Consider the following 24,071-nt stretch of genomic DNA (forward strand, 5'->3'; position numbering starts at 1 on the left):
ATAAACACTTTATATTTACATTGGGTCATTCTTTTACTGAACCCAAAGTAATACCGGTAACAAAATACTTCTGCAAAAACGGATAAATTATTAAGATGGGAATTATGGCAATAAAAACCTTGGCTGCATCCAACGATTTATTATTCAGTTTAAGCGCTTGCTGAATCTGCTCCACATTCATGGTAGAGAAATCTGTTGTTACCACCATTTGCTGGATATAGGTCTGAACCGGATAGTTCGCCTGCTTTGTACTTAAAACCAATCCTTGAAAAAATTCATTCCAATGTCCCACTATCGTAAACAGCACAATGGTAGCAATAACCGGTTTCGACAGCGGAATGAAGATAGAAAAAAATGTCTTCCATGGTCCTGCGCCATCCACATAAGCCGCTTCCTCCAAAGCACCCGGTAAGTTACGGAAAAAATTCATGACCAGAATTACACTGAAAACCGGAAGGCTTCCTGCCAGGACCAGTCCCCAAATATTATCAATCAGATGATAGTTTTTCATTGTCAGATACCAGGGCACCGTACCGCCGTTAAACAGCATGCAAAACACCAATATCCACATGAAGAGGTTTCTTTTAGGAAATTGTCTGATGGATTTGGATAATGGATAGGCAACTAATAAGATACAGCCTACGCCGACAATTCCGCCAAGGACCACCCTCTTGATTGAAATCCAGAAAGATACAAAAAACGCTTTCTCTCCCATAATCCTCTCGTAAGAGAATAAATTAAATCCAACCGGCCAGAAAGAAACTATTCCTGCATCCACTGCGGTTTTATTACTTAGTGAAATACACAGTATATACCACAGGGGAATGATACAAAGTAATGTTATAACAATTAAAACAATTAAATTTATTACATCAAAGATCTTCGAACCTAATGTCTGATGTTCTATCACAACCCGTCACTCCTTTCCGTCTTAGAATATCTTGTATCCGGCAAATTTATCTGCAAGCCAATAGCCAAGAGCAATCAGTATTAAGCTCACTCCGGATTTCAGAAGCCCTACTGCCGTAGCAAGACTGAACTGCAGATCCACAAGGCCTGCGCGGTAAACCCACGTATCTATGATATCCCCCGTAGAATATACAACCGGATTGTATAAATTGAATATCTGCTCAAATCCCGCATTTAATATATTTCCAAGTGACAAAATAGCCAGAAGTACAATAGTTGATTTAATACCCGGAAGGGTTATATGTAATAAACGTCTAAATCTTCCTGCACCATCCACCGCTGCGGCTTCGTGAAGAGTCGGGTCAATTCCAAGAAGTGCTGCAAGATAAATAACTGCATTGTATCCAAAACTTTTCCAAACATCTGTGCCGATTATCAGCGGTCTGAATAAATCAGCTCTGCCGAAAAATTTTATTGGTTTTAGCCCAAACATAGAAAGGAATTCATTAATTGGTCCGGTATACGCAAAAATATTCAATACAATGCTTCCCAAGATAACCCATGAAAGGAAATATGGAAGATATACAATTGTCTGAATCGGTCTGCCAAATCTTTTCCACCGTAATTCGCTTAGCAATAAAGCGAAAGCAAGCGGAACCACAAGATTACCAATAATTTTTCCTATGGCGATTACCAATGTATTTATAAACACCTGTTTTATATCGCTCATAATAAACATGTATCTGAAATTATCCAATCCAACAAACTTTGATTTGAAAATTCCCTGTACCGGATTAAAATCCTGGAATGCCATGACAACTCCGAACATAGGGACTATGCTAAACATAATCAGCCAGACAAACCCCGGAAGCATCATCAAATAATAATGTTTAACAAACTTTTTGTTATGCATTAATTAGTCCTCCAACCCTTTTCCTCACTTAATGTTAAAGAAATCTAATCTTCTTTACCGTTATAAATTATCATAAAAATGCCGGTAGAAATATAGCGGTATGTTTCAGGATTAAAGCACATTTTACAATTTACTTAATTGTTTTGAATTATGTTCTGAGATTTTATAACATTTTTTACGAAAACTTGTAGGCGTACATCCCTCCTCCTCGGCAAAAATACGGTTAAAATAATTTACGTCTTCATATCCCACCTCTACTGCAATTGCACCTACTTCTTTATCCGTGCCTTTTAAAAGCCCTTTGGCACATTTCATACGTTCCTTTTGTACAAAATCATGATACGTCCTTCCGGTCAGTTTTTTAAAGTTGACACTGAAATAGCTCCTGCTCATTCCAACAAGACCGCCTACCATCTCGGTATGCAGCGAAAGATTTATATTGTTTCGGATGTAGTCAATTACTTTTAGGATGCAAATTGGCATTTTATCAAGATTCTCCTGCTCACACGCCCAATTAAATAATTCTTTACGCCATTCATCCAACCAGGTAAAGGCCTCCGTTATTTCTTCAAATATTGGTATAACTGTACTTTCCTTTCCTATTTCCGTCTCAATTGTTTGTATCAGACTTATGATTAGATGTTCTAACTTACGAAGGGGAATAACCTGCACTTTTATATTTTCCAGCAATCTGCGATAGTTATCTTCATCATAGATCCAATACATCTGTTTCCATCCCCTCACCAGGGCCTTCCATTGTTCTTCCGTCAAATCCTCTTTCTCCGTTTCCAGCACCGGTTTTACTGATATCTTCTTGCTATTTTTAATTCTTCGCTCTGAAGTAACCCTAATCCGGTTTAACAGTTCTTCACAATTCTCGCTTTCCATACGGAATTTCGAGATATAATCAATTGCCCCCAGTCTTAATGCCTGTTGAACATATTGGAATTCCTCATAAAAAGTTAAGACTACAAATTGCATATCGGGATATTTTTCTTTGCAGATCTGCATTAATTCCAAACCGGTTATTTCCGGCATATCAATATCGGCAAATACCAAATCCGCCCTTTCTTTTTCCAAAAAATTCAATGCCGCCCTTCCGTTTTGAACATCACCGATTACCTGCATATTATACTGTCCTTCATGAATCAATGAGATTATCCCTTTTCTTGCTAATTTATCATCATCAACCACCAATACTTTAATCATTCTTAACTCCTTTCGTGAGTATCAAATCTTCCATTTGGTACTCCTGAATATGTAGTTGAAAAAACGGCTTTTTTGTTTTTTCAACCTAACTTCCCTCCTTATTTAATGGTAAGAGAAGAGTTATCTTCGTACCTCTTCCTTTTTCACTGTTAATGTTCATAATAGCTTTATCTCCGTAGTATGTTTCCAGCATAGAACGTACATATCTTAGCCCGATTCCGGAGTTTTCCTTGGAATCCTGGTTGTAGCGGAAAGGTTCCTGAAGCTGCATTAACTTATCTTTCGAAAGTCCTTTTCCATGATCTTCAATCATGAGTACCACATAATTTCGGACATCATGATAAAAAATACGTATTTCAATGATCCCTTGGTCCCCCAGTCCATACCTGATTGCATTTTCTACTAACGGCTGAAGCAGTAAGCGAACTGTCGGCTGATCCAAATAAGGGCCTTCCTCCACATCAATACTTGCATCAAAATCATATCTCATTTTTTGCAGATCAATATAATTTTGCAGCATATTTATCTCCGAACGGAATGTTGTATCTTTATCCAGTTTTCCGAGATTGTATGCAAGTATCGAATTCAGGTTTGTTATAAATTTACTGATTTCCGGTTGATTATGGGATTTCGCCAACCAGTGGACCGAATTAAGTGTATTCATTAAAAAGTGAGGATTTATCTGATAAATGAGCTTTTCAACTTCTAACTGGTTTTTCTCCTTTTCCGCAATCTCAACATCCGTAATAAGCTTTTTAATCTGCCGCTTCATTTTGTTGAATTGTTCAAATAATTGATTGAATTCTAAAACTCCCGAATCATAATCCGTCAGTTCAAAACTTCCTTCCCCTAATTTGTCGATTTCCTTTCCGAATATTTTCAAAGGACCGTATATGATTCGATGAATGATAAATACCATGCAATAAAGCAGCACAATAGAAACTATGAAAACAATTAAACTGCGGTCAAACCATTGATATAGTTCTCTTTTATAATCGCTCATACGAATCAGTAACAGATTTGTGTATCCCATTTTACTGGTTTTGGCAACTGCAAAATACTGTCCGTATACTCCCTTTTCCTTTCCATCCGGAAAGATACTATGTAAGGTGAAATCTTTCTTAACGGGAAATATATCTTTATCACTGCTATAACAGATATTTCCTTTCTTATCTGCCTGCAATATTATGCACTCCATTTTTTTACTATTCTTATCATTTTGTCTGGTTTGAATATAACCCAGCAAATCCAGCTTTGCTTCGATGTAAATCAGACCACTTATATTTTCCGAAAATTTGCTCTCCCTTTTTAAGGAGATAACCATATCATTTTGATATTTTCTAAAAGAAGGATGAAACCCGTTATAGGAAATATCCCCTATCCGGATCAATTCCGGCACTTGGTTAAAATCATATCCTTCTTTAAATGTAAAGCTTTCGAAGATATTTCTTTGGGTATTGTAATTATAATAAGACAAGAGATTGATATCTGAGCTCGGAAATGCCACTGTTACCATGTCGGTACAAATTTGCTTTTTAATATGGTATAGCTCATAAGAATTTTGTGTTGTAAGATATGAATTTAGTAAGATACCTAAGTTTCCCTGCTGCATCATTTGTTCCGATATCTGGCACATGCTTAAGAATAACCGGTCCATATTCTGAGTCACTTGTTCCAGATTAGAAATCATTTCCACTTCTGTCTTATTCTTTTCAACAGAAATAAGCGCTACATAGGATACTATTCCGGACAGCAATAAACAGCTGATTATTACAAGTAAAAAAGCTGATACAAGGCGTTTGTGAATGGTATCACCATAAAACAATTTTTTTCTCTTCATGCAGTACTCCCTTAATCCATTAAGTCCATGTCAATATATTTAAGAAGTTACTATAATTAAAATTTCAGATAACATTACCAGAGCAATAATTATAGAAATTATTCCATCCCTGCAATTCAATGATTTTTACTTTCACCGCCTCTCGTATTTTCGTAAATTTTCGCTTTATGTAATCAGAATAGCACTTTTGATTTTTATTGTCAATTATACTTTTCATATATATGGTTGTTTTATATATATTTCCTTTTATCCACTTCATTTTCTTATACATATATAACAATGATTGAATGCTTTGTGACTTTTATGTTTATATAAAATGCTATCTTGCACGCCATAATTATTTTTTCGAAAATTCATAAATAATAAGTGCTTTATAAAGCTCTTCCCGGAATCGTTCATGACGTAATGGATTTACTTATTGATGTTTTAAAAAGCAGAGAAAAGCAGGAGAATAAAACTATTGAAATGCACGTTTTTTCGGTTTATACTTAGGTTACTTTTAAATTATTCACCTATTAATAAATCAGGGAGTGTATTCATGGCAACCATAAAAGATATCGCAGGCAAACTTGGAATAGCAGTCAGTACAGTATCAAAAGGATTAAACGGAGCAAGTGACATCAGCGATGATATGCGCCAGCTTGTGTTGAATACTGCTGTTGAAATGGGGTACGCTTCTAAGAAGATGAGAACGGCAACTACACGTAAGGTATGCATATTTATTGAAAACATGGACTATGAGAACATCGACCAGTTCGGATACGATATCATCGTGGGTTTTAAATTATCTGCTGCCAGGCGTCACTGGGAAGTTACTGTTGTCCCGTCAAGCCTGACTCTCCAGACAGAAGAACAATATGACACTTATATGCTGAAAAACGGTTACAGCGGAGCTTTCTTTCTAGGATTTACCTTGCATGACGATTGGATTATGCAGCTGAATAAGACTACTGTTCCCACGGTCCTTCTGGATAATTATATTGAAAGAAATCATCATGTGGGATATGTAGGTACAGACAGTGAAGAGGGTATCGACTTGGCGGTCGACCATTTAAAGGAATTGGGCCATAAAAAAATTGCTTTTCTTAACGGTTCCAAGAATTCCATGGTTTCCGACCAGCGTTACAGCGCTTTTATAAACAGCATGAAAAAACACAGTCTTACACCGGATGAGAATCTCATAGAATTTGGTTATTATGTACCGGACTGTGCAAAAAACCATGTCCCTTCTTTTTTAAAGAACGGTGCTACAGCAATTATCTGCGCCAGCGATTTGATTGCTTCGGGTGTTATTGCAGAGGTCGTAAAGCATGGGCTAAAGGTTCCGGGTGACATCAGCGTAATAGGCTTTGATGACCTCCCAATTGCTTCACAGCTGTCTCCTCCGCTTACAACCATAAGACAGGACCGTGTAGATCTTGGGAAAAGCGCTTTCCTTTTGCTGGACGGATTAATTCACAATGTCTCTATCAGTAAGCTTCTTCAGAGGGCAAAATTCATTAAGCGACAATCCACTGGTCCCTGTAAGATCAAATCAGATATAAATCAAATGGATAAAAAACTATAAATACAAAAGGGATTGCTGCTTTAAATAGCTTTGCAGCAATCCCTTTACTTGATTATTTTCTGATTCTTATTAAGCCATAAATCCTCTGTTTGCCTGATTGGGATCGACATAGGTTTCATTCAGGGTACCTCTTCCATAGGTTAGCCCCGCATATATCTGTCCGGTATTGGTCATAACAGGCCCTGATTTATCCCCGGCAGCAATTTCCGAAAACCCCTTCATAAGGATTTCCAATACTTCTTTTGCCTCGTCCAGCGCCTCTGCCTCTTTTTTATAATAGGCATCCATTATGCGCTTATTGACGAAAATATAAAGGCTCATCAGGTTTAAAGATATCTCATACTGGTAATTAAGGGAACTCATAAGCTCATTTAGAAACTTCTGTCCATGCTTTATATCATGCATGGCTTTCTCGTCTTCTCCCTTATGAAAATATTCTTTCGCTGACGCAATATCTGATAAAAGGACCTCATACATAATTACCACCAGCTCTGTTTTAGAAGCCTGTGTAATTCTAGCAGCAAAGGTTCTGGCCAAATCTTTCTCCATAATCCATATCTCCTTCATTAATCAAAGCAGGATGTGAAATGCTTTTATTTCACACTAGCTCCCATGCATTTCGCAAGTTTACTTGCGAAACTGCCCAAATAGAAATTGAAAAATGCAAACTAGCTCTGCAGAAGAGTCAGTACTGTCTGAGGTCTTTGGTTTGCCTGGGAGAGCATGGAAGTTCCGGCCTGGGCAAGTACATTTAACTGGGTATAGGTTGCCATTTCCTTCGCCATATCCACGTCTTCAATACGGGAAAGGGCTTCTGTCATATTCTCTGAGGTAGTATCCAGATTAGAGATGGAATGCTCTAAACGGTTCTGGTAAGCACCAAGCTTGGCGCGGATAGCACTAACCATGTTATTGGCAGTTTCAAATGTACTGATAGCTGCTTCTGCCCCTTCCTGGGTGCAGATATTTACCATCCTGATACCGAGAGTATCAGGGTCCACCTTGGGAAGCCTTACTTCCATGGTCTGGCTTTCATTGGCACCGATTTGCAGCTTCATGGGGCCTGAGTCAAGGACAGTAGCACTTATAGAAACATTGGAGCCTGTTATATTCTGTGTATCAAATACCATCTCAAATCCATTGGAATCCGTTATGGTTACAAAATTTCCTTTTGCTGAAGCAGTTGCCGTAGATGAAAAATTAGAGCCTGCCACACTTGTTAAGGGTGTTTTCACAACTGCATCTGTTCCGCTGAATTTCGTTCCCGTAGCAACAGAAGTTAATCCCAGCGCTGTTGATAATGCCGAATTGCTGCAGTTTATTTTAATGTATTTATCAGAGCCGTATTCTTTCGTAGAAAACTCCAAATGGCTTGTAGTAGCAGGAGACGGATCATTTACCTTGGCACATTCTATGTTCGCTGAATCGCAGACATCACGAATTTTCTCATAGACAACTTCGAAAGAATCTCCGCTTTCAATCTTAACCTCATTGCCATTGATATTAACCGTTCCGGCAGGGGTCTGTGTTGAAGGGGAAGCTGAACTGTAAAAGGAAGCATCCGTTATCGCCGTTGTGGCAGGTGATGTTGTACTATTAATAGCTGCTTTGCTGGCAGGTGTGGATATTTCAATCTTATAATCCTTGCTGGGAACCGTATCGGAAACAGATACCAACTTAGCATTGGGATTACTGGTAAAGGACTGCCTGTCAATGCTTCCGTCTAATAAAGTCTTTGTATTAAATTCTGTTGTGTCGGAGATTCTCTGGATTTCCTGCCTTAACTGGTCTATTTCCGCCTGTATGGATTTTCTGTCGTCCACTGTGTTCGTGCCGTTAGCCGCCTGTACGGATAATTCCCTCATTCTCCCCAGCATGGAATTAACTTCATTTAGCGCACCTTCTGCCGTCTGAATAATGGAGATACCGTCAGAGGCATTTCTGGAAGCCTGGTCAAGTCCTGCAATCTGGGTCTTCATTTTTTGGGAAATAGCAAGTCCTGCTGCATCATCTGCAGCCTTATTGATACGAAATCCGGAAGAGAGTTTTTCCAAGCTCTTATCGAGATTTTTATTTGTCTTTACTAATTGGTTATTTGCCTTTAATGCAGAAATGTTATGATTAATTCTCATTGATTTCTCCTTTTCCCTTTGTGTTATTTTCTATCTTCTTTATCTGTAATATAAATGTCTTGGCAAGTTTAAGCAGCGTCTTTGTATCTGCTGCGGTTTCTCCCTCATTTTTTGACCTGTAATTGTTATATCGGCCGGTTTCGCTAAAAGGATTACCTATTCCATAATTAATCTGTTTCACTTTTGCATCCCCAGACGAAAAGGCCTTCCACAGTTCCCCGTCATTTTCCTTAACGGCATTAAGCCCTGCTCTGTTTTCACAGGTAATAAAGGCACTTGCTTCATTATTCTTAACTGTCAGGCTTAACTCCAGCTGTCCAAGCTCATCCGAAGGAACCCGTACTGTCAGCTTTCCGGTATCACCTGTGTTTTTTACAAGGGTTACATTGACGCTGGTTATTCCTTCTGCGGTTACAAGAGGTATCTGGTAATTCTCCCTGGAGGCCATCCGGGTCATAAATTGCATCCCGTTACTGATCTTTTTTAATTCTCCGATATCTTTTGAGGTGAGGCTGCCCTTATCGTAAAAGCTTTTTAATATCTCACGGACGTTGTTTTCCATATCGGTATAGGCTTCCCTTACCTTCTGTAAATCCTCAAGATTGTCAATCAGCTTTTCGGAAAATTCCTGCAGGATAGAATCCGTCTTCCCATTTTCTCGGTCTGCTTCATTACCTGTAATTTCTTCCTCTGCTTTTACTTTGTCACTGCCAATTACAGACTCTTCCTTAAGGCTGTCCTGCTCCAAGGCAGCTTCCGTAAAGATGTCCTTTCTCTTTAGAAGATTATTTAACCGGTGGAAGGTTGTATTTCCTTTTTGTATAAAGTCACTGGCTGATATCAGATTTGACAGGGTAACAGGAATCTCTCCCGATTTCAAAAGATTTTCTGCCTCCTTACCATTCGTAAGAGCCTCTTTTATTTCATTTATTTTTTCATTATAATAGGAACTGTCCGCAGCCTCTCTTTGTTCCGCTACCTTTTCCAAAAGCTGCTCTATCGGCATGTTTTCGATATTTTCTGTATTCCCCAGGCTCTTAAGGCCCTCCGGTGATAAGTTCTCTTTTAATTCCCTTAACAGCTCCTTCGTATAAGAAGCCTTTGTCTCTGTATTCTTTGCATAAGCGGTATTTATCTGTTCTGTAATAGATTCACCTTTGGCATTAAACTCGGTTAGAGTGCCAAAATCATCATCGATATCAGCCTTTATACCGCCGCTCTTTTTTGTTCTTACTGCTGTCAGTAAATTTTTAAGAGTGAGATCCTGGTCAGCCTTTATTACAGCACCAAGTGCCGCCCCATCTGACTTCTCAACGGTATTAATAAGCCTGTAGATACCGATAAAGGATTTCTTCTCTTCTTCGGTTATCCCTTTGTTTTTCTCCAGTTTCCAGAGGAACTTACTAAAATGCTCTTCCCCGCTTATCCCCATCTCTTCCTTGACAGCATTTATCTGGTCATTTAACACTTCTATCGGCATATCGGAGGGATTAATGCCCTTACGGATAAATTCTACCGCAACGGTTGGATGAAAATTCTTCATTACGTTGTTAACCTGGGCATCATGAAGCTTTACCAGATCAATGTTCTGGGCAGTTACCGGCATATTATTATAACCCAGGATACGAAGCGCCCTTTTATTTGCCTCGGTGGCTTCAAGTCCCAGCTCATTTAAAAGCCCGTCGGAATTCTGGAAAGCCTTTGAGATAGAGTCTCCCATATCGCTCCTTGGCTTGGTCATAAGGGTTTCATAGCTTTGGGCGGCTGTATTTCTCTTATAATCTCCGGCCGCAGTTACAAGAGTATCCGGTGTTTCCTGCTGCCAGCTATGTATGGTGTTTCCTAAAAGAGCCGCCGGAGCGCTCTTTAACTCTTCGATTTTTTGAAGACTTGACTTTACCGCCTCGACATTTTCATCGCTTTCGCTTACATTGCCCTCCTGTAAAAGGCCGCGGTAATACTTATCTTCTGTTTCCTTTAATCCCTCTACTATTTTTTGCAGGGAATCCGTCTCCAGACGAAAGCCCCTCTTTAACAGGTCTGCACCGGCTTCTGTAGTCATCTTAAGTCTGATTTCTTCAAGCCTTCTTCGTACCGTTACTGTCTTTATATCAATCCCCTTGTCTTTATCTGCCGTCTTATCCAAAATTTCAGCAGCCGCCTGACTGTTATTGCCATCCGTCAACTGCTTTTGTTCTTTATACAAATCCCTTATGGACAAAAGGTCCGCTTCCCCGTCGGTACGCTTTGAAACAGCCGCCTGTATGGCAGTATCACTGATATTATCAATGTTTCTTACTGCCCTCTCGGTCTGCCCTTTTGCTAAAAAGCTTAAAGATGGAGAAGTTGTATCTCCCGTTGCAAGAGAGGTTATTATTTTGTCTGTAACATCCCCTTTTGTCAGGCTTGATTTTATCTCATCCAGGTCCCAGCTTGCCCAAAGGTTATTTTCTGTTATCCCAAGGCTGTGACTCAAAAGCCATTTAGCACTGTTTAGCGTATCTTCATTTACCGGAAAGCCTGCCTCTTCAATAATCTTTTCTGCCTGCGGCTTAACGCTCTCCCATTGGCTTTCATTTACTGTATTCTCTTTCGTCTGGGAAGCACTGTAGCTTGCTTTGTATATGTTATCAAGAGTTGGTTCCATCCTGTTTTTTATCAGATAATATTTCGCCTGGTCAGACATTGAAAGTGCAGCTTTCGCCTTTTCCTCTCCCGAAGCTATCCTTATCAGGTTCGCCCTTGTTACAGGAATATTGGAAGCATTCAGCCTGTCAATAAGCTCCTTGTTTACGGAATAATCAACGGCCACATTCTGCTGTGCCAGTGAATCCTGTACAAGTTTTTCTTTTTGGTCAATTACTCCCTGCTCTTCCATATCCCTTTGTGCTTTTATTCGGACTAACATTCTATTAAGGCGTTCCAATTCGAATTTTTCCAGGGACATTCCTTCCTCTTCCAGAGCCTTATAATCACTTTCTGTCATCTGCTCTGTGGTTTTCGATGCATCCTTATCAGAAGCCTGTGTGTCTTTTTTATATACAGTATCCTCTTGTGATACTTCTTTGTCGGTTTCTTCACAGGTCTGGCTGCTTGTATTATCTCCCTCGGTATAGACAGCTCCCGCTGATACCGGGGCAGAACCTGCGGCTCCCCCTGCTAATCCCTTTGTTGTTTCTTTCGTCTCTTTTGCTTCTTTGATTCCTTCTGCTTTCTTATCCTGCAGCTGAACATAAGAATCTGCAGCCGTTAAAGCCGCTGTGGAAGCCTTTTGCTCTGAAACTGTATTTATATTCATTTCTTCCTCCTGTTTTACAGCATCCTGCCTGTAAAACTTTATTTATAAAGCCCGTTTTCAGTATTATGGTATTTTATTATATTTCGGACAGGAAGGGACTTTTCTTAAGAGAATCCTTAAAAGAGATATAAAACCGGATATTGTATAATTGGAGACAAACATAAAATAAGACTAAACGAACCTGTATCTTAGACTCCTGATACACGTATTCGTTTAGTCTTATTCTATTATAGCCTTTGCCCTCTCACGTTCCCCAACGCGCTTCCAACCTCTAGTACAATACCTTCTCGTATTGACTTACTTAAGTATAACTCTTTTTGTACGTTTTGTCAATATATCCTTTTTTATTTTCATTCTGTTAGTTATTTTCACAATAAAAATATTATAACCCAAAAAATGTTTCTAATAATTTATCCAGATAAACCTGATCTTTTGTACCCATTAATTCACGGGAGGAATGCATGGCAAGCAAAGGGATGCCAATGTCTACCGTCTTCATCGGAAGCCAGGAAGATATAATGGGCCCTAAGGTTCCGCCACCAGGCATGTCGGAGCGGTTGACAAACTTCTGGTATTTCACCTCTCCTGCCTCACAAAGCTGCTGCACGATAGCTATAGCCTCCGTATCAAAGGTATATCTTTGATTACTGTCTATCTTAAATACAATACCCTCGTTTAACGCCGTATAATTAGTCGGGTCATACTTCTCCGGATGATTCGGGTGTACCCCATGGGCTACATCTACGGAAAGCAGAAAACTATCTGTAAGCTGTGAATAAAGACTGTCCTCCGAAAGAGATAATCCCCTCATGATTTTTTCCAGCAAAAGGTTTAAAAGAGCTGAATCCGCACCTTGCTTTGTCTTACTTCCAATTTCTTCATTGTCATAAAGAGCAATCAGATTGATTCCCTCTTCTCTCCTTCCCTCTGCAATTCCCTTTAGCAGAGACCATACAGAGGTCAGATTATCAAGTCGCGGGCAGGATACAAAATCATCCTTAAGTCCAACAAAGCCGCCTTCTTCGCTGTTATAGATATACATGTCATAATCAAGGATTCTCTCTTTCTCAACTCCTAATTCTTCTGCAAGGAAACTGACAAAGAACTTCTCCTCTGAAACATCTTCTTCTATCATAGAAAGCAAAGGAAGGGTATCTGTTTGACGGTTTAGTTCAACTCCCTTATTAACCTCCTTATTTACATGGATGGCAAGATTCGGAATAATTAGTATGGGCTTTTTTATATCCAGAAGTCTCATTTCCGGATGAAAAGGGTCGTCACTTCTTAGTGCCACCCTGCCCGCTAAGGAGAGAGGACGGTCCATCCAGGTATTTAAGATGGGGCCTCCATATACCTCTGTATTTAATTTCCGGTAAGCACCGCTTTTTATATCAGCATTCGGTTTCACGCGAAATCCCGGGTGGTCAGTGTGGGCTGCCGCTATGCGGAAGTTCTGCCCGTTATCCCAGCTGCTTCCTATGGTAAAGGAAAACAGGGAAGTTCCATAAGGTTTTATATAATAGCCCTTTCCTTTTTCCAACTTCCAGTTATCTTTAAAGTCAAGCTCAAGAAAGCCCTCCTTTTTAAGAAACTTTATACCTTCCTCCACAACATGATAAGGGGAAGTAGCCTCCTTTATAAAGGACAAAAGCTCCTTTGCACTTTCTTTCGCATTCATAAAATGTTCCTCCGGTAAATTCTTATTTTTAGATATCATATTGCTATTATTATAGTCCACTTAAAGTTATTAAACAAGACGGATTTAATCTTGACCTATCACTCCTGCTGTTTTATGCTTAAGATAATAAAAAGGATATACTCAAATATCCGGATAGAAGAGGTCACTATGGACACCCTTTTGTTTGAACAAGCCATCAATACGGTTATTAACAGCCCCAGAACGGAAAATGGAATCGGTACTCTCGGTGAGAAGTCCATCCATGCGGTATTAAAGAACTATCTGGCGCCGGACCAGCTAAACCACGAAATCAAATTCAAGAATTACTATGCAGATATCGTAACCCCTGAAAGAATTATTGAAATACAGACGCAGAGTTTTGACCGTCTGCGAAATAAGCTTTCCGTATTCTTAAAGGAATCCCCCGTTACCATTGCCTACCCGATCGCCCATACGAAATGGCTCTGCTGGGTGGATAAGGACTCCGGGGAAGTAAGCCCCAGAAGGAAATCCCCAAAGACCGGAAAAGCTGTTCAGATTCTTCCTGAATTGTATAAGATTAAGGATTATCTCTTAGACCCCGGATTAACCATTCATTTGCTGTTTATAGACCTGGAGGAATATAAATTCCTAAACGGCTGGAGTAAGGATAAGAAAAAAGGGGCAGAAAAAGTTGACCGCATACCCATAGGCCTTACGGGGGAAATGTTTCTTAAAAGCCCTTCCGATTACTGGCTCCTGCTGCCGGAAAACCTGGATAATCCCTTTACTTCCAAGGAGTTTTCAAAAGCCTCCGGCTTAAAGAACATCTCCCTCTCCGCAGCCCTTAAGCTTCTGCTTCAGATGGGCGTTATTGAACAAACCGGGAAGAAGGGACGAGCCTTTCTTTATAGCAGAAAAGCATTTCCTCTTTCTTAATTTTGATGATTCGCTTTATACTCTGCTAACAGCAGGTCCACCATCCGCCCATAGCTCTTTACTCCATCGGACTGGCTGTTTGCTTTTAAATAACTATCATTGACAGTATTGGAAGCAGTGCTTATTACAGTGTCCTCAAATTGCACCCAGTAATAATAATCCGCCCTTAAGTCTGCTGCCATCTCCGTCGTATACGTAGCCCTGACCTTCTCATAGTATTCGGGAGACTGATTGTAGAGCTGATTGCCTGCATAGGTAAGGGCGAGCATAAGTCCGCTGTACTGAAGGACCAGGTTATCGGAATTACTGCATACAAGATAGGCAATAAAATTCGCCTCATCCTCCCTCATAAAGCCTCTTAAGTGTGCCATCTCATGGCACATGGTGGCAGGTATGCTGTAATCCACCACATCGGTATTAACATTTGCCTCCATGGTAAAGGGCCAGAATATTCCTGTGATTTCCATGGCTGACATAACTTTTGAAGATGCTACCGCTTTAACAGACTTATAATCCCCCTTTAATTCGGGATATTCCTCTCCGGTCTTGGCGTAGGCAACAACTTCTGCATTAACAAGGTCCTCCCAGTTGCTTTTATCAATACTTACACTGCCATCCTTCGTAAATTCCCCGCCCCCCTGTTCTATAAGGGTTCTGACTTTAGCCGCTCTTTCCGAGAGATCCAATGTCATATTATACAAATCCTCTGCAGAGGACTTTTCAATGTCATATCCGCTTATCTTGGCAAAGGAATATCTATGATAATTAATGCCTGCCATAGACACATAGAAAAAAAATAACACACTTGCAATACATACGATATTAATCAGGGAAAGTGTTATTATGTAACCGGCAGTCCTTCCCTTTTTCTTTCTGCTTACTATCTGGTATATGAAATACACAAGTCCCAGGATAACCAAAAACGGCAGCAGCTTAATTTCAATTTCCATCAGCGAAAAGGGGAGCTTATCTGAAAGAAAGCTCAAAGCATGGGAAACCCCTTTATATATTTTTCTTGCATATATGAGCTCTGCAAAATCCGGGTTAATCTTTGCAAGCCGTAAAAAGAAGAAGGCAACAGGTGCTAAAAGCAGCAGAAATACCCGTCTTCTTAAAAAAGCCTTATACCACTTTATATTTATTGTCGGCTGTGTACTCCTCTTAAGCAATGCGTATCCCCCCGATTCGATCTACTCGTGCTTTTTACTTAATTTTACACCATCTACGGACATATTAATAATGTCAATTAATTCCTCTTCGGATATTTTTACATGTCTTGCCAGTTCATGAATATTGCCTTCCCTTCCAAGTTCTTCCTTAAGCTCATCAGAGGCCTTTCTAATGTAACTGATCTTATCTATAACTTCTTTCTCAAAGCTGCTATTCTCACTATTCTCATAGATTATCTCTTCCATAGAATTCTTTATATAGCCCTCTATAAATTCTATCTCATTTTCCAGAACCGCCTCCGTATAAAGAGCCTCCACCGCACATAAAAGTCCAATATTTCCCTCCTGAATTAAGTCCTCCAGGGTGACTCCCCTGTTCTGATAAAGCTTTGCAATCTCAACAACTTTAGGAAGATGAACCTCAATGAAACGCTCCTTTATGCTGCCCTTTTTCTCTCTTACCGCCTGAAACAGTGTGGAAAGCTCCGCTTCATCTGCTTTTTTTACCGCCTCCAGGTCTTCTAAATACATCTTAAGATACTGTGAATCCGCCTTTTGGATATGTGCTTCCGCCTCTGTCTTTCCATGTTCTTTTTTATCTTCTGCAATCTCTTCATCCGCCTTGGATGCTTCCCGTTCTTCCTGTACAACTTCCCTATACTCATCAAAAGCCTTTGTCTTTACATATCCCCTTACCGTTATGTGATTTGCTGCCAGATAGGCAAAGATATGCTCATACTGCTCCTCCGACAGCCCCATATCCCCAAAAAACTCTTTAATTTCGTTCATTCCAAGCTCATTTGCCTGTACTCTTGCTACCTCCAGAACATCCTTTAACATTTCCTGAAATTTATTTTTATCTTCCATATTAACCTCTTTCCGTGAACATCCGATTTTTTATAGCCGCTTATTTAACCTGCCTGCCGCAAGACCTTCCATTTATTATCTTAACCATTATTTTACCATACATTAATTCTTCCCGCAAATAGCCATTCCAAATTTTGAGCTTTATTACTACAAATGCGTTTACCGTAAGATAAGTGATGGCATGTCTTGCCTAGATTCTTTTAATGCGCTATACTATTAACAATGAAGACTGTTTCAGAGAGGAGAATTAAAAATGAGTGATGAATTAGAAGTAAACTCTGTCCCTGCAGAAGACGCCCCTTCCATGAAGGAGTTCGAGGAACAGATAAACAAATCCCTTCACAAAATCGAGGAAGGTACTCTGGTGAAAGGAACTGTTATTGGCATATCCGATACAGAAGTTACTGTGGACCTGGGTTACTATGCCGAGGGCATCATTCCCTTAGAAGAGCTTAGCAATAATCCCCGGTTTTCTATTAAAGGTGACGTAACGATTGGCGAAGAGGTATCCGGTGTTATTATCAAAGAGGATGACGGGAAAGGAAATATCCTTTTATCCAAAAAGGAAGCCGACAACATCCTTTCCTGGGAAGCTCTTAAGGAATATCAGAACAATAAGACTATTTTAAAGGTAAAGGTTGCCCAGACGGTAAATGGAGGTGTAACAACCTATCTGCTTGGAATCCGCGCCTTTATACCTGCCTCCCAGTTATCCTTAAGCTACGTAGAGGATTTAGATTCCTGGGTCAATAAAGAAATAGATGTCCAGGTTATTACCGTGGAGGAAGATAAGAACAAGCTGGTTCTTTCTGCCAAAGAAGTTGAAAAAGAGCACGCTGCCGAAGAAAAGCTTACAAAAATATCCCATCTGCCCATAGGCCTTGTTACAAAAGGAATTGTGGAAAAATTAGCTCCTTACGGTGCGTTTGTAAACTTAGGCAACGGTCTATCAGGTCTTCTTCATATTTCCCAGATTGCAAACAAGCGGCTTAAAACCCCCGGGGAGGTCTTAAAGGAAGGGCAGGAAGTAACTGTTAAGATAATAAATGTCAAGGACGGTAAGATAAGTCTTAGCATCAAAGCGGTGGAAGGAAATGCGGAAGTTTCTGAAAATGTGGAAGCAGTTCCTTTTGAATACAGCTCCGGAGGTGAGGCCTCCACAGGATTAGCCGGTCTCCTTTCTAAAATCAAACTGTCTTAATATAAGAAAGACTGCTGCAAATATCGCCAAAGCAACTATTTGCAGCAGTCTTTCTTACATCTTATCCATTTCTTCATTCATAACATTGTGTTTAAAGAACCGGAAGAATTTGTTCTTTTCTTTTGCTTCTTCCACTCTTTCCAGTACATCCTCTAACGAATCCGGCTGCTCAGCTTTTGTATTCTCAAAAAGGTCCTCATACATTTCCTGCCTTGCTTCCTGACTGCTCTTTTCTTCATCCTCTTCCTGGTTAATATCCTCCTCATCAATTACCGTTCCATAAGATTCCCTGATCATGCTTTGGAAGGACTCTGACACCACTTCCCGGTAATGTTCTATCTCACTTTCAGGATTGTACAGCCTGATTTCCTCATTCAGCGAAAGCATCTTATGATCCAGAAAGGATACGATTTCCGCACATTCTTTTAATTCCTTCCTGATGCTCTCCGGTGCATTTCCTTCAAACTTATAATATATTTTATGCTCTAAACTGGCCCAAAAATCCATGGCAATAGTTCTTATCTGTATCTCGACCTTTACATTGACCATCATTTCTGAAAGATATATAGGTACAGAAATAATCATATGGTAACTGGTATATCCATTTGGCTTAGGGCAAGTAATATAATCCTTTACTTTCAGGACATTTACGTCGCTTTGTGCCGCAATTAAGTCTGCAATACGGTATATATCTGAGGTAAATGAACAGATAATACGCATGCCTGCGACGTCATTTATATATTTTACGATATTCTCCACTGTCAGTTCTTTGTTATTGTGCCGTAATTTCTTTGCAATACTTTGGGGAGTTTTAATCCGGGAAGTAATGTGCTCTATGGGATTATATTGATGGTTGAGTTTGAATTCGTTATTTAATATCTCCAGCTTTGTATTAACCTCTTTTAAGGCAGAGTCATACATCAGCATAACTTTTTTCCATTCATCTTCTTCACTATAAAAAATAGGTAAATCCATTTTCGTCCTCCTTAAACAAGGAAAAAACCATGTTTAAATTCTTATTGGAAAACTGTTATTCTTTGTTTCACCAACTATAATTAATTATAACACAGAATTATGAACAAATTTTGAAAATAGTAAAAATTAATAAAAACTTTATCTTTTTTATATGTTTTTTTAACGAACTTAACTATAAAAACAACCGGCAGGCAGGATATGCTACACTGCTTACCGGTTGTTTGATATCTGTTAGATTATGGTTTTTCTCTTCCTGTTATTTTATAAAGAAGAGTTTGCATAGGAATAATCTGTGTCCATTAATTTCTGGTTATCATCTAACTGTGATACTCCATCCTTACTTATCTTCTTTAATACTGTCATAGAAACGAGTAAAAGAAGAGCGGATACTAAAGCTACCATTGCCAATACAAGCAGGCTGGAAGCAAGAACATGATTTCCTAATCCACCGCTGATTGCCTGACGGAAACCGTAAATGGAATACGTCATAGGAAGGAACGGATGGATAACCTGGTAGAATTTATAGGTCAACTGCATCGGGAAAGTACCGCCGGCTCCTGCAAGCTGGAGTACTAAGAGTACCATGGCAACGAAACGTCCGGGATTATCAAAAGCAACTGATAATACCATGATCAAAAGCATATATGCATAAGCGGAAAAGAGAGCTGTCACAAAATAGCTTCCGGCGGATACCGTATCCACACCGATTAAATGCATAACGCCAGCTTCTACTACTGCCATTATTGTTGCGGCTGCAATTCCAACAGACAGCTTTGCAAACCACCATTGAATGACAGGTTTACCTTTTACTGCAACCTTTCTGATAGGATAGATGAAGTTAAATAACATACATCCTACATACAGAGAAAGTGACAATACATAAGGTGCAAGTGCATGACCGTAATCCGGTACCTCTGAATATTTTGTTTCACTTAAAGTACTGGGTTCTGCAATCATATCAACCGTGGCATCGGATGCATCAAAGGATTCAATGGTATCTGCACCTTCCTGCAGGCCATCATTTAACTTGCCTGCTCCATCTGATAAATCTGTGAGGCCGTCTCCTAACTTCTTGGAGCCATCTGCCAGCTTAGCCGCACCGTCATGAATATCTTCTGCTCCTTTTTTAATCTGATCCATACCAGAGGAGAGTTTACCGTTATTCTGTGTCAGCTTATTAAGTCCTGCTGCCAAATCCGTAGAGCCTCCGGCTATCTGACTGATACCGCTGTTTAAATCACCGGCTTTTGTATTTAACTGGTCTAAGCCCTTTGATAGCTGTAACACGCCGGTTGTATAAGCACCAACACCTGTATTAAGGCTCTTTGCACCGGTATCCAGCTTACTAAGGCCTTCTGTTAACGCAGGTGCCTGTTTTGCAACTGCACTGATTGTATTATAAACCTGATTTGTTCCTGCTGCTAATGCAGGGGTTTTCTGTGAAAGTGTATCTAATCCCCCTGAAATCTGTCCTACTGCCGTCCCTATGGTATCATAGCCGGCTAAGAGCTTTGCCGCACTCTGTAAAACAACCGCCTGCTGTTCCTTGGGCAACTGGCTGAAGGCACTGGTATTCAAATATTTTGAAACACTGTTTACCTGATCTTTCGTAGGAACACCGGCAGCCAATGTCTTCGCTCCTGTATTCAAAGTAGAAATAGCACTGTCAACAGCTGTCATACCGTCTGCTAACTGCTTGATGCCCTCTGCATTGCTTCCTAAAGATCCGATTGTCGTTCCAAGTTCAGTGTTAAGCTGTGATACACCCTCTGAAACCAGTTTTGCTCCATTTTTTAAGTCCTGTGAATTTTTGTTAAGTGTATTTGCTCCTTTAGCCGCCTGCTTTACGCCGTCAGTATAGGTTTTAACACCTGCCTGATAGGTTGCCAGGCCGTCCTTTAACTTCTTGGCACCATTATTTGCTGAAAGAACTCCATTAAGGTAAGTACTTAATCCAAGGCTTAAGGAATCTGTTCCGTCACTGAAAGTAAGGCTTGCCTTGGATAATTTGTCAAGATTACTGTAAAGCTCGTCATTGCCATCCTTAACCTTATCCACACCATCCTTAATCTGTGCAGAAGCATCGGCGGCTTCTGTAATACTTCCACCCATATCCTCTACCTTATCAAATATGGCACTTACATAAGCCTTGGTAACCTTTTCAGAAATCTTGTTCTGCAATTCCTTAATTGCCTGTTCGCTGAATACTTCACCCAAATAGTTAAGTCCGCCGTTTGTTTCATATTTAATAACCATCTGGGTCGGATTATCGGAAAGTACCGTAGATGCATTCTCTGAAAAATTCTCCGGGAAGGTCACTATCATATAATACTTTCTATCCTTTAATCCCTGTTCTGCTTTTTTACTGGTTACGAAATTCCAGTCCAGGCTGTTGTCACCTTTAAGTTCGTCAATAATATCATTACCTACGGATAAGGTCTCCCCTTCAAATTCTACAGCTTTATCTTCATTTACAACTGCAATCGGAAGATTCTCTGTCTTGCCGTAGGGATCCCACATTGATTTTAAGAAAAAAGAAGCGTAAAGCAAAGGGATACAGCATATTACAATAAAGGACACCAGCAATAATTTGTTTTCCCTAATCTTTTTCCATTCTGTTTTAATCATTTCCATGAATATTCTTCATCACCTTTCTTATCAATAAATCGCGCCTTTCATCAGCCTGATTCCAGTTGATTGGCCCGATAGGCCTGCTGCCTAACGTCTCCTCTAATAACTGGCTGACGGTTTTTGCCCTCAAAGCTTCCCTATACAGCATATCTGCTTTGGCAAAGGCATTTCTCATTACAATCGTTCCCTGGTTAGCCAGAACCTGTTTATCTTCAAATACCTTATCAATAAGTCCTGAATCAGGATAGGTTCTGATAGTTCCCTCTAAGGCTTCCACTATATCCAGAAGATTTATTTCATCGGTTTTTTTTGCCAGTGTAAATCCCCCATTGTTTCCAGATACCGAATTGACCATTTTTCCTACTACCAATTTTCGTATAATTTTTTTCGTATAAGTCAGGGAACCTTTCAGACGTTTATGAATTTCCTCCGATGCTACCGGTATGGAATAATCCTGGGTTGACAATAGAGCGATAATGCAAACTGCCTGCTCGATTCCTCTGGTTAATTTCATTTTCCCACCTCCTTTGTTGATATCCATTATCCATTATGGACATTTGAAATCTACAATGAGATGATACTCTCTCTGACATTAAACGTCAACAACATTTATGCCAAAAATTATGATAGAAACGAAAGTTTTTTTATATACTATTTTAAAGCTTTTTACACAGGCAGATGCAGGGAACCTTTCTTTTCCAGCTTGTTCTTTTTAAATTTAAAACTTTTTAAAGAATATATGAATTTCGTATAATTTTAGGTTGACAAAAATTACTAATGTGTTATAATGTCTAAAGAATATAAAAGAAAGTGAGGTAAACGAATATGACTAACAATTTTATCGCTGCAGCCAATAATGAATATAAGTTATCTTTAATTACCTCAGTAGTATATTCTTTTATATAGTGTAGTTGTCCTACGCCGACTTACACCTACATATAAATGGATTTTTATTGCCGTGGTAATGTACCATGGCTATTTTTTTGCCCCAAATCAGGGAGGAGGATTTATGAAAATATCAAGTTACATTAAAAAATATTGGTATATATATACTGTTGCCATAGTTTGTATGATTATAAGCGTTGGGCTGGATATGCTGTCCCCGCGTATTTTAAAGCACATTATCGACGATGTTATCGTTGATGGAAAGGTTAAGCTGCTTACAAAATTTCTGTTTATTATTCTGATAATCGGAGTAGGCAGAGCGATATTTAACTATTTTAAAGAACTGCTCTTTGACTCCGTCAGCTCGAAGATAGGAGCAGATATCCGAAGAAAGCTATTTAACCACGTTCAGAGCCTTTCTTTAGATTACTTCGATAAGAACAACACCGGAGAATTAATGTCCCGTTTAAAAGATGATGTAGATAAAGTATGGGGTGGTGTCGGCTTTATCGGCATGCTGGTCGTAGAGGTCGTACTGCAAGTCGTACTGGTACTCTACAGCATGTTTTCTCTAAGCCCCAAGCTTACCCTGATTCCTCTGGTTGTAATGCCGGTAGTTGCCTTTATCGCTATAAGAATGGAAAAGCGGCTGGATAACGTTTATGAAGAAATTAGTGAAGAGAATGCAAAATTAAACCTGGTAGCTCAGGAAAATCTGGCAGGCGTAAGAACTGTGAAAGCTTTTGCCAGAGAGAAATTTGAAATCACAAAGTTTTTGTCCCATAATAAACGCTATTACGACCTTAATATGAGACAGTCAAAAGTTCTGATTAAATATAACCCTTATTTTCAGTTTATCACAAGACTTTTGCCTGTGACTATTATTGTAGCCGGCGGCTTTCTGGTAATAAAGGATGATATCTCCCTTGGTACTCTGGGTGCTTTTGCAGAATATGCCAACAATATTGTATGGCCTATGGAGATGATTGGCTGGCTTTTTAATGACCTGGCCGCTGCCGCTGCCTCTACCAAAAGGATTAATAAAATCATGAAAGAACAGCCTACTGTGGTATCCAAGGAAAATCCGGTGCCTCTTGATAAAGCTTTGGGTGAAGTTTCATTTGAAAATGTATCCTTTGCTATAAACGATACACCTATACTAAAAAATATAAGCTTTGACATAAAGCCTGGCAAGACCCTTGGCATTATGGGTGCTACCGGTTCCGGCAAGACCTCCGTTATCAACCTGCTGCAGCGTTTCTACGAAACAACGGAAGGTAATATCAAGCTGGACGGTATCAATGTGAAGGATTTATCCTTAAAGGATCTTAGAAAGAACATGGCACTTGTTATGCAGGATGTATTCCTGTTTTCTGATACTGTCACTGAAAATGTCAAGATGGGTAAGCGTTCCCTTTTGACCGACCAGGAGGTTATGAATGCTGTGGAAAAAGCACAGGCCTCAGACTTTATTGAAAAGATGGATGACCGGTACGAAACCGTAATTGGAGAAAGAGGTGTAGGACTTTCCGGCGGGCAGAAACAGCGTATCAGTATCGCAAGGGCTTTATCAAAGGATGCTCCTGTTCTCATACTGGATGACTCCACGTCAGCCCTTGATATGGAAACCGAACATCTAATTCAGAAGAGTCTGAATGAACTTGCAGATACTACTAAGGTTGTAATAGCCCACCGTATATCTGCAGTAAGAAATGCAGACGAAATCATCTTTCTGGAAGACGGTGCCATCGCGGAAAGAGGTACTCATGAGTCCCTGCTTGAAAAGAAAGGGCTCTACTATAAAACCTATATGGCACAGTACGGAGAATATCTGGAGGATACCTCTCTTGCCGTATAATAACGCACAACGAAACAAATA

The 24,071-nt window shown here is 39.7% G+C and carries 16 protein-coding genes and 1 pseudogene; 4 read left to right on the forward strand and 13 right to left on the reverse strand.

Going from position 1 to position 24,071, the window contains the following annotated elements; all coding sequences use genetic code 11:
- Positions 1-25: 25 nt before the first annotated feature.
- From BUF11_RS21695 to BUF11_RS21710, 4 genes are all read right to left on the reverse strand, one after another.
- Positions 26-910, reverse strand: coding sequence for a carbohydrate ABC transporter permease (locus tag BUF11_RS21695; RefSeq protein WP_073590975.1), 885 nt, complete (start codon positions 908-910; stop codon positions 26-28).
- 21 nt (positions 911-931) lie between these two features.
- On the reverse strand, positions 932-1,822 hold the full coding sequence (locus tag BUF11_RS21700; protein ID WP_073590976.1) for an ABC transporter permease: 891 nt from the start codon (positions 1,820-1,822) through the stop codon (positions 932-934).
- Between the two features lie 123 nt (positions 1,823-1,945).
- Positions 1,946-3,031, reverse strand: coding sequence for a response regulator transcription factor (locus BUF11_RS21705; protein WP_073590977.1), 1,086 nt, complete (start codon positions 3,029-3,031; stop codon positions 1,946-1,948).
- A gap of 85 nt (positions 3,032-3,116) precedes the next feature.
- On the reverse strand, positions 3,117-4,871 hold the full coding sequence (locus BUF11_RS21710; protein WP_073590978.1) for a sensor histidine kinase: 1,755 nt from the start codon (positions 4,869-4,871) through the stop codon (positions 3,117-3,119).
- 538 nt (positions 4,872-5,409) lie between these two features.
- Here BUF11_RS21710 and BUF11_RS21715 point away from each other — a divergent pair.
- Positions 5,410-6,438: a LacI family DNA-binding transcriptional regulator gene (locus BUF11_RS21715; RefSeq protein ID WP_073590979.1), complete on the forward strand. Its 1,029-nt coding sequence runs from the start codon at positions 5,410-5,412 to the stop codon at positions 6,436-6,438.
- 69 nt (positions 6,439-6,507) lie between these two features.
- Here the strand turns inward: BUF11_RS21715 and BUF11_RS21720 are convergent, their stop codons facing one another.
- The 4 genes from BUF11_RS21720 to BUF11_RS21735 form a co-directional block, all read right to left on the reverse strand.
- Complete coding sequence (locus BUF11_RS21720; RefSeq protein ID WP_073590980.1) at positions 6,508-6,987, reverse strand: flagellar export chaperone FliS; 480 nt, start codon at positions 6,985-6,987, stop codon at positions 6,508-6,510.
- Positions 6,988-7,106: 119 nt separating this feature from the next.
- Complete coding sequence (locus tag BUF11_RS24995) at positions 7,107-8,570, reverse strand: flagellin N-terminal helical domain-containing protein (RefSeq protein WP_073590981.1); 1,464 nt, start codon at positions 8,568-8,570, stop codon at positions 7,107-7,109.
- Entirely contained in the window at positions 8,560-11,868 is a 3,309-nt protein-coding gene (locus BUF11_RS21730; protein WP_073590982.1) for a DUF6240 domain-containing protein, read from the reverse strand. Before BUF11_RS21730 ends, BUF11_RS24995 begins: the two co-directional genes overlap by 11 nt.
- A gap of 382 nt (positions 11,869-12,250) precedes the next feature.
- Complete coding sequence (locus BUF11_RS21735; RefSeq protein WP_073590983.1) at positions 12,251-13,546, reverse strand: M18 family aminopeptidase; 1,296 nt, start codon at positions 13,544-13,546, stop codon at positions 12,251-12,253.
- A gap of 168 nt (positions 13,547-13,714) precedes the next feature.
- Between BUF11_RS21735 and BUF11_RS21740 the strand changes: the two genes are divergently transcribed.
- On the forward strand, positions 13,715-14,464 hold the full coding sequence (locus BUF11_RS21740) for a hypothetical protein (protein ID WP_073590984.1): 750 nt from the start codon (positions 13,715-13,717) through the stop codon (positions 14,462-14,464).
- Here BUF11_RS21740 and BUF11_RS21745 read toward each other — a convergent pair.
- Positions 14,461-15,633: a DUF3810 domain-containing protein gene (locus tag BUF11_RS21745; protein ID WP_175562125.1), complete on the reverse strand. Its 1,173-nt coding sequence runs from the start codon at positions 15,631-15,633 to the stop codon at positions 14,461-14,463. The two genes, BUF11_RS21740 and BUF11_RS21745, sit on opposite strands and share 4 nt — an antisense overlap.
- Before the next feature lie 21 nt (positions 15,634-15,654).
- Entirely contained in the window at positions 15,655-16,500 is an 846-nt protein-coding gene (locus tag BUF11_RS21750) for a sigma-70 domain-containing protein (RefSeq protein ID WP_073590985.1), read from the reverse strand.
- A gap of 253 nt (positions 16,501-16,753) precedes the next feature.
- On the opposite strand from BUF11_RS21750, the gene BUF11_RS21755 reads away from it, so the two are divergent.
- The gene (locus tag BUF11_RS21755; protein WP_073590986.1) at positions 16,754-17,701 is read left to right on the forward strand and encodes a S1 RNA-binding domain-containing protein; all 948 of its coding nucleotides are present in this window, start codon (positions 16,754-16,756) and stop codon (positions 17,699-17,701) included.
- 339 nt (positions 17,702-18,040) lie between these two features.
- Here BUF11_RS21755 and BUF11_RS21760 read toward each other — a convergent pair.
- From BUF11_RS21760 to BUF11_RS21770, 3 genes and pseudogenes are all read right to left on the reverse strand, one after another.
- Positions 18,041-18,676 (reverse strand): annotated as a pseudogene (locus BUF11_RS21760) (GTP pyrophosphokinase); the annotation flags it as partial.
- A gap of 261 nt (positions 18,677-18,937) precedes the next feature.
- Positions 18,938-21,310, reverse strand: a complete 2,373-nt coding sequence (locus tag BUF11_RS21765) for a YhgE/Pip domain-containing protein (RefSeq protein WP_073590988.1) — start codon at positions 21,308-21,310, stop codon at positions 18,938-18,940.
- Positions 21,297-21,821: an Rrf2 family transcriptional regulator gene (locus tag BUF11_RS21770; protein ID WP_073590989.1), complete on the reverse strand. Its 525-nt coding sequence runs from the start codon at positions 21,819-21,821 to the stop codon at positions 21,297-21,299. Before BUF11_RS21770 ends, BUF11_RS21765 begins: the two co-directional genes overlap by 14 nt.
- A gap of 495 nt (positions 21,822-22,316) precedes the next feature.
- On the opposite strand from BUF11_RS21770, the gene BUF11_RS21775 reads away from it, so the two are divergent.
- The gene (locus tag BUF11_RS21775; protein WP_073590990.1) at positions 22,317-24,050 is read left to right on the forward strand and encodes an ABC transporter ATP-binding protein; all 1,734 of its coding nucleotides are present in this window, start codon (positions 22,317-22,319) and stop codon (positions 24,048-24,050) included.
- Positions 24,051-24,071: the final 21 nt, after the last annotated feature.

It is taken from the genome of Anaerocolumna xylanovorans DSM 12503, from assembly GCF_900143645.1.
Lineage (GTDB): Bacteria > Bacillota > Clostridia > Lachnospirales > Lachnospiraceae > Anaerocolumna > Anaerocolumna xylanovorans.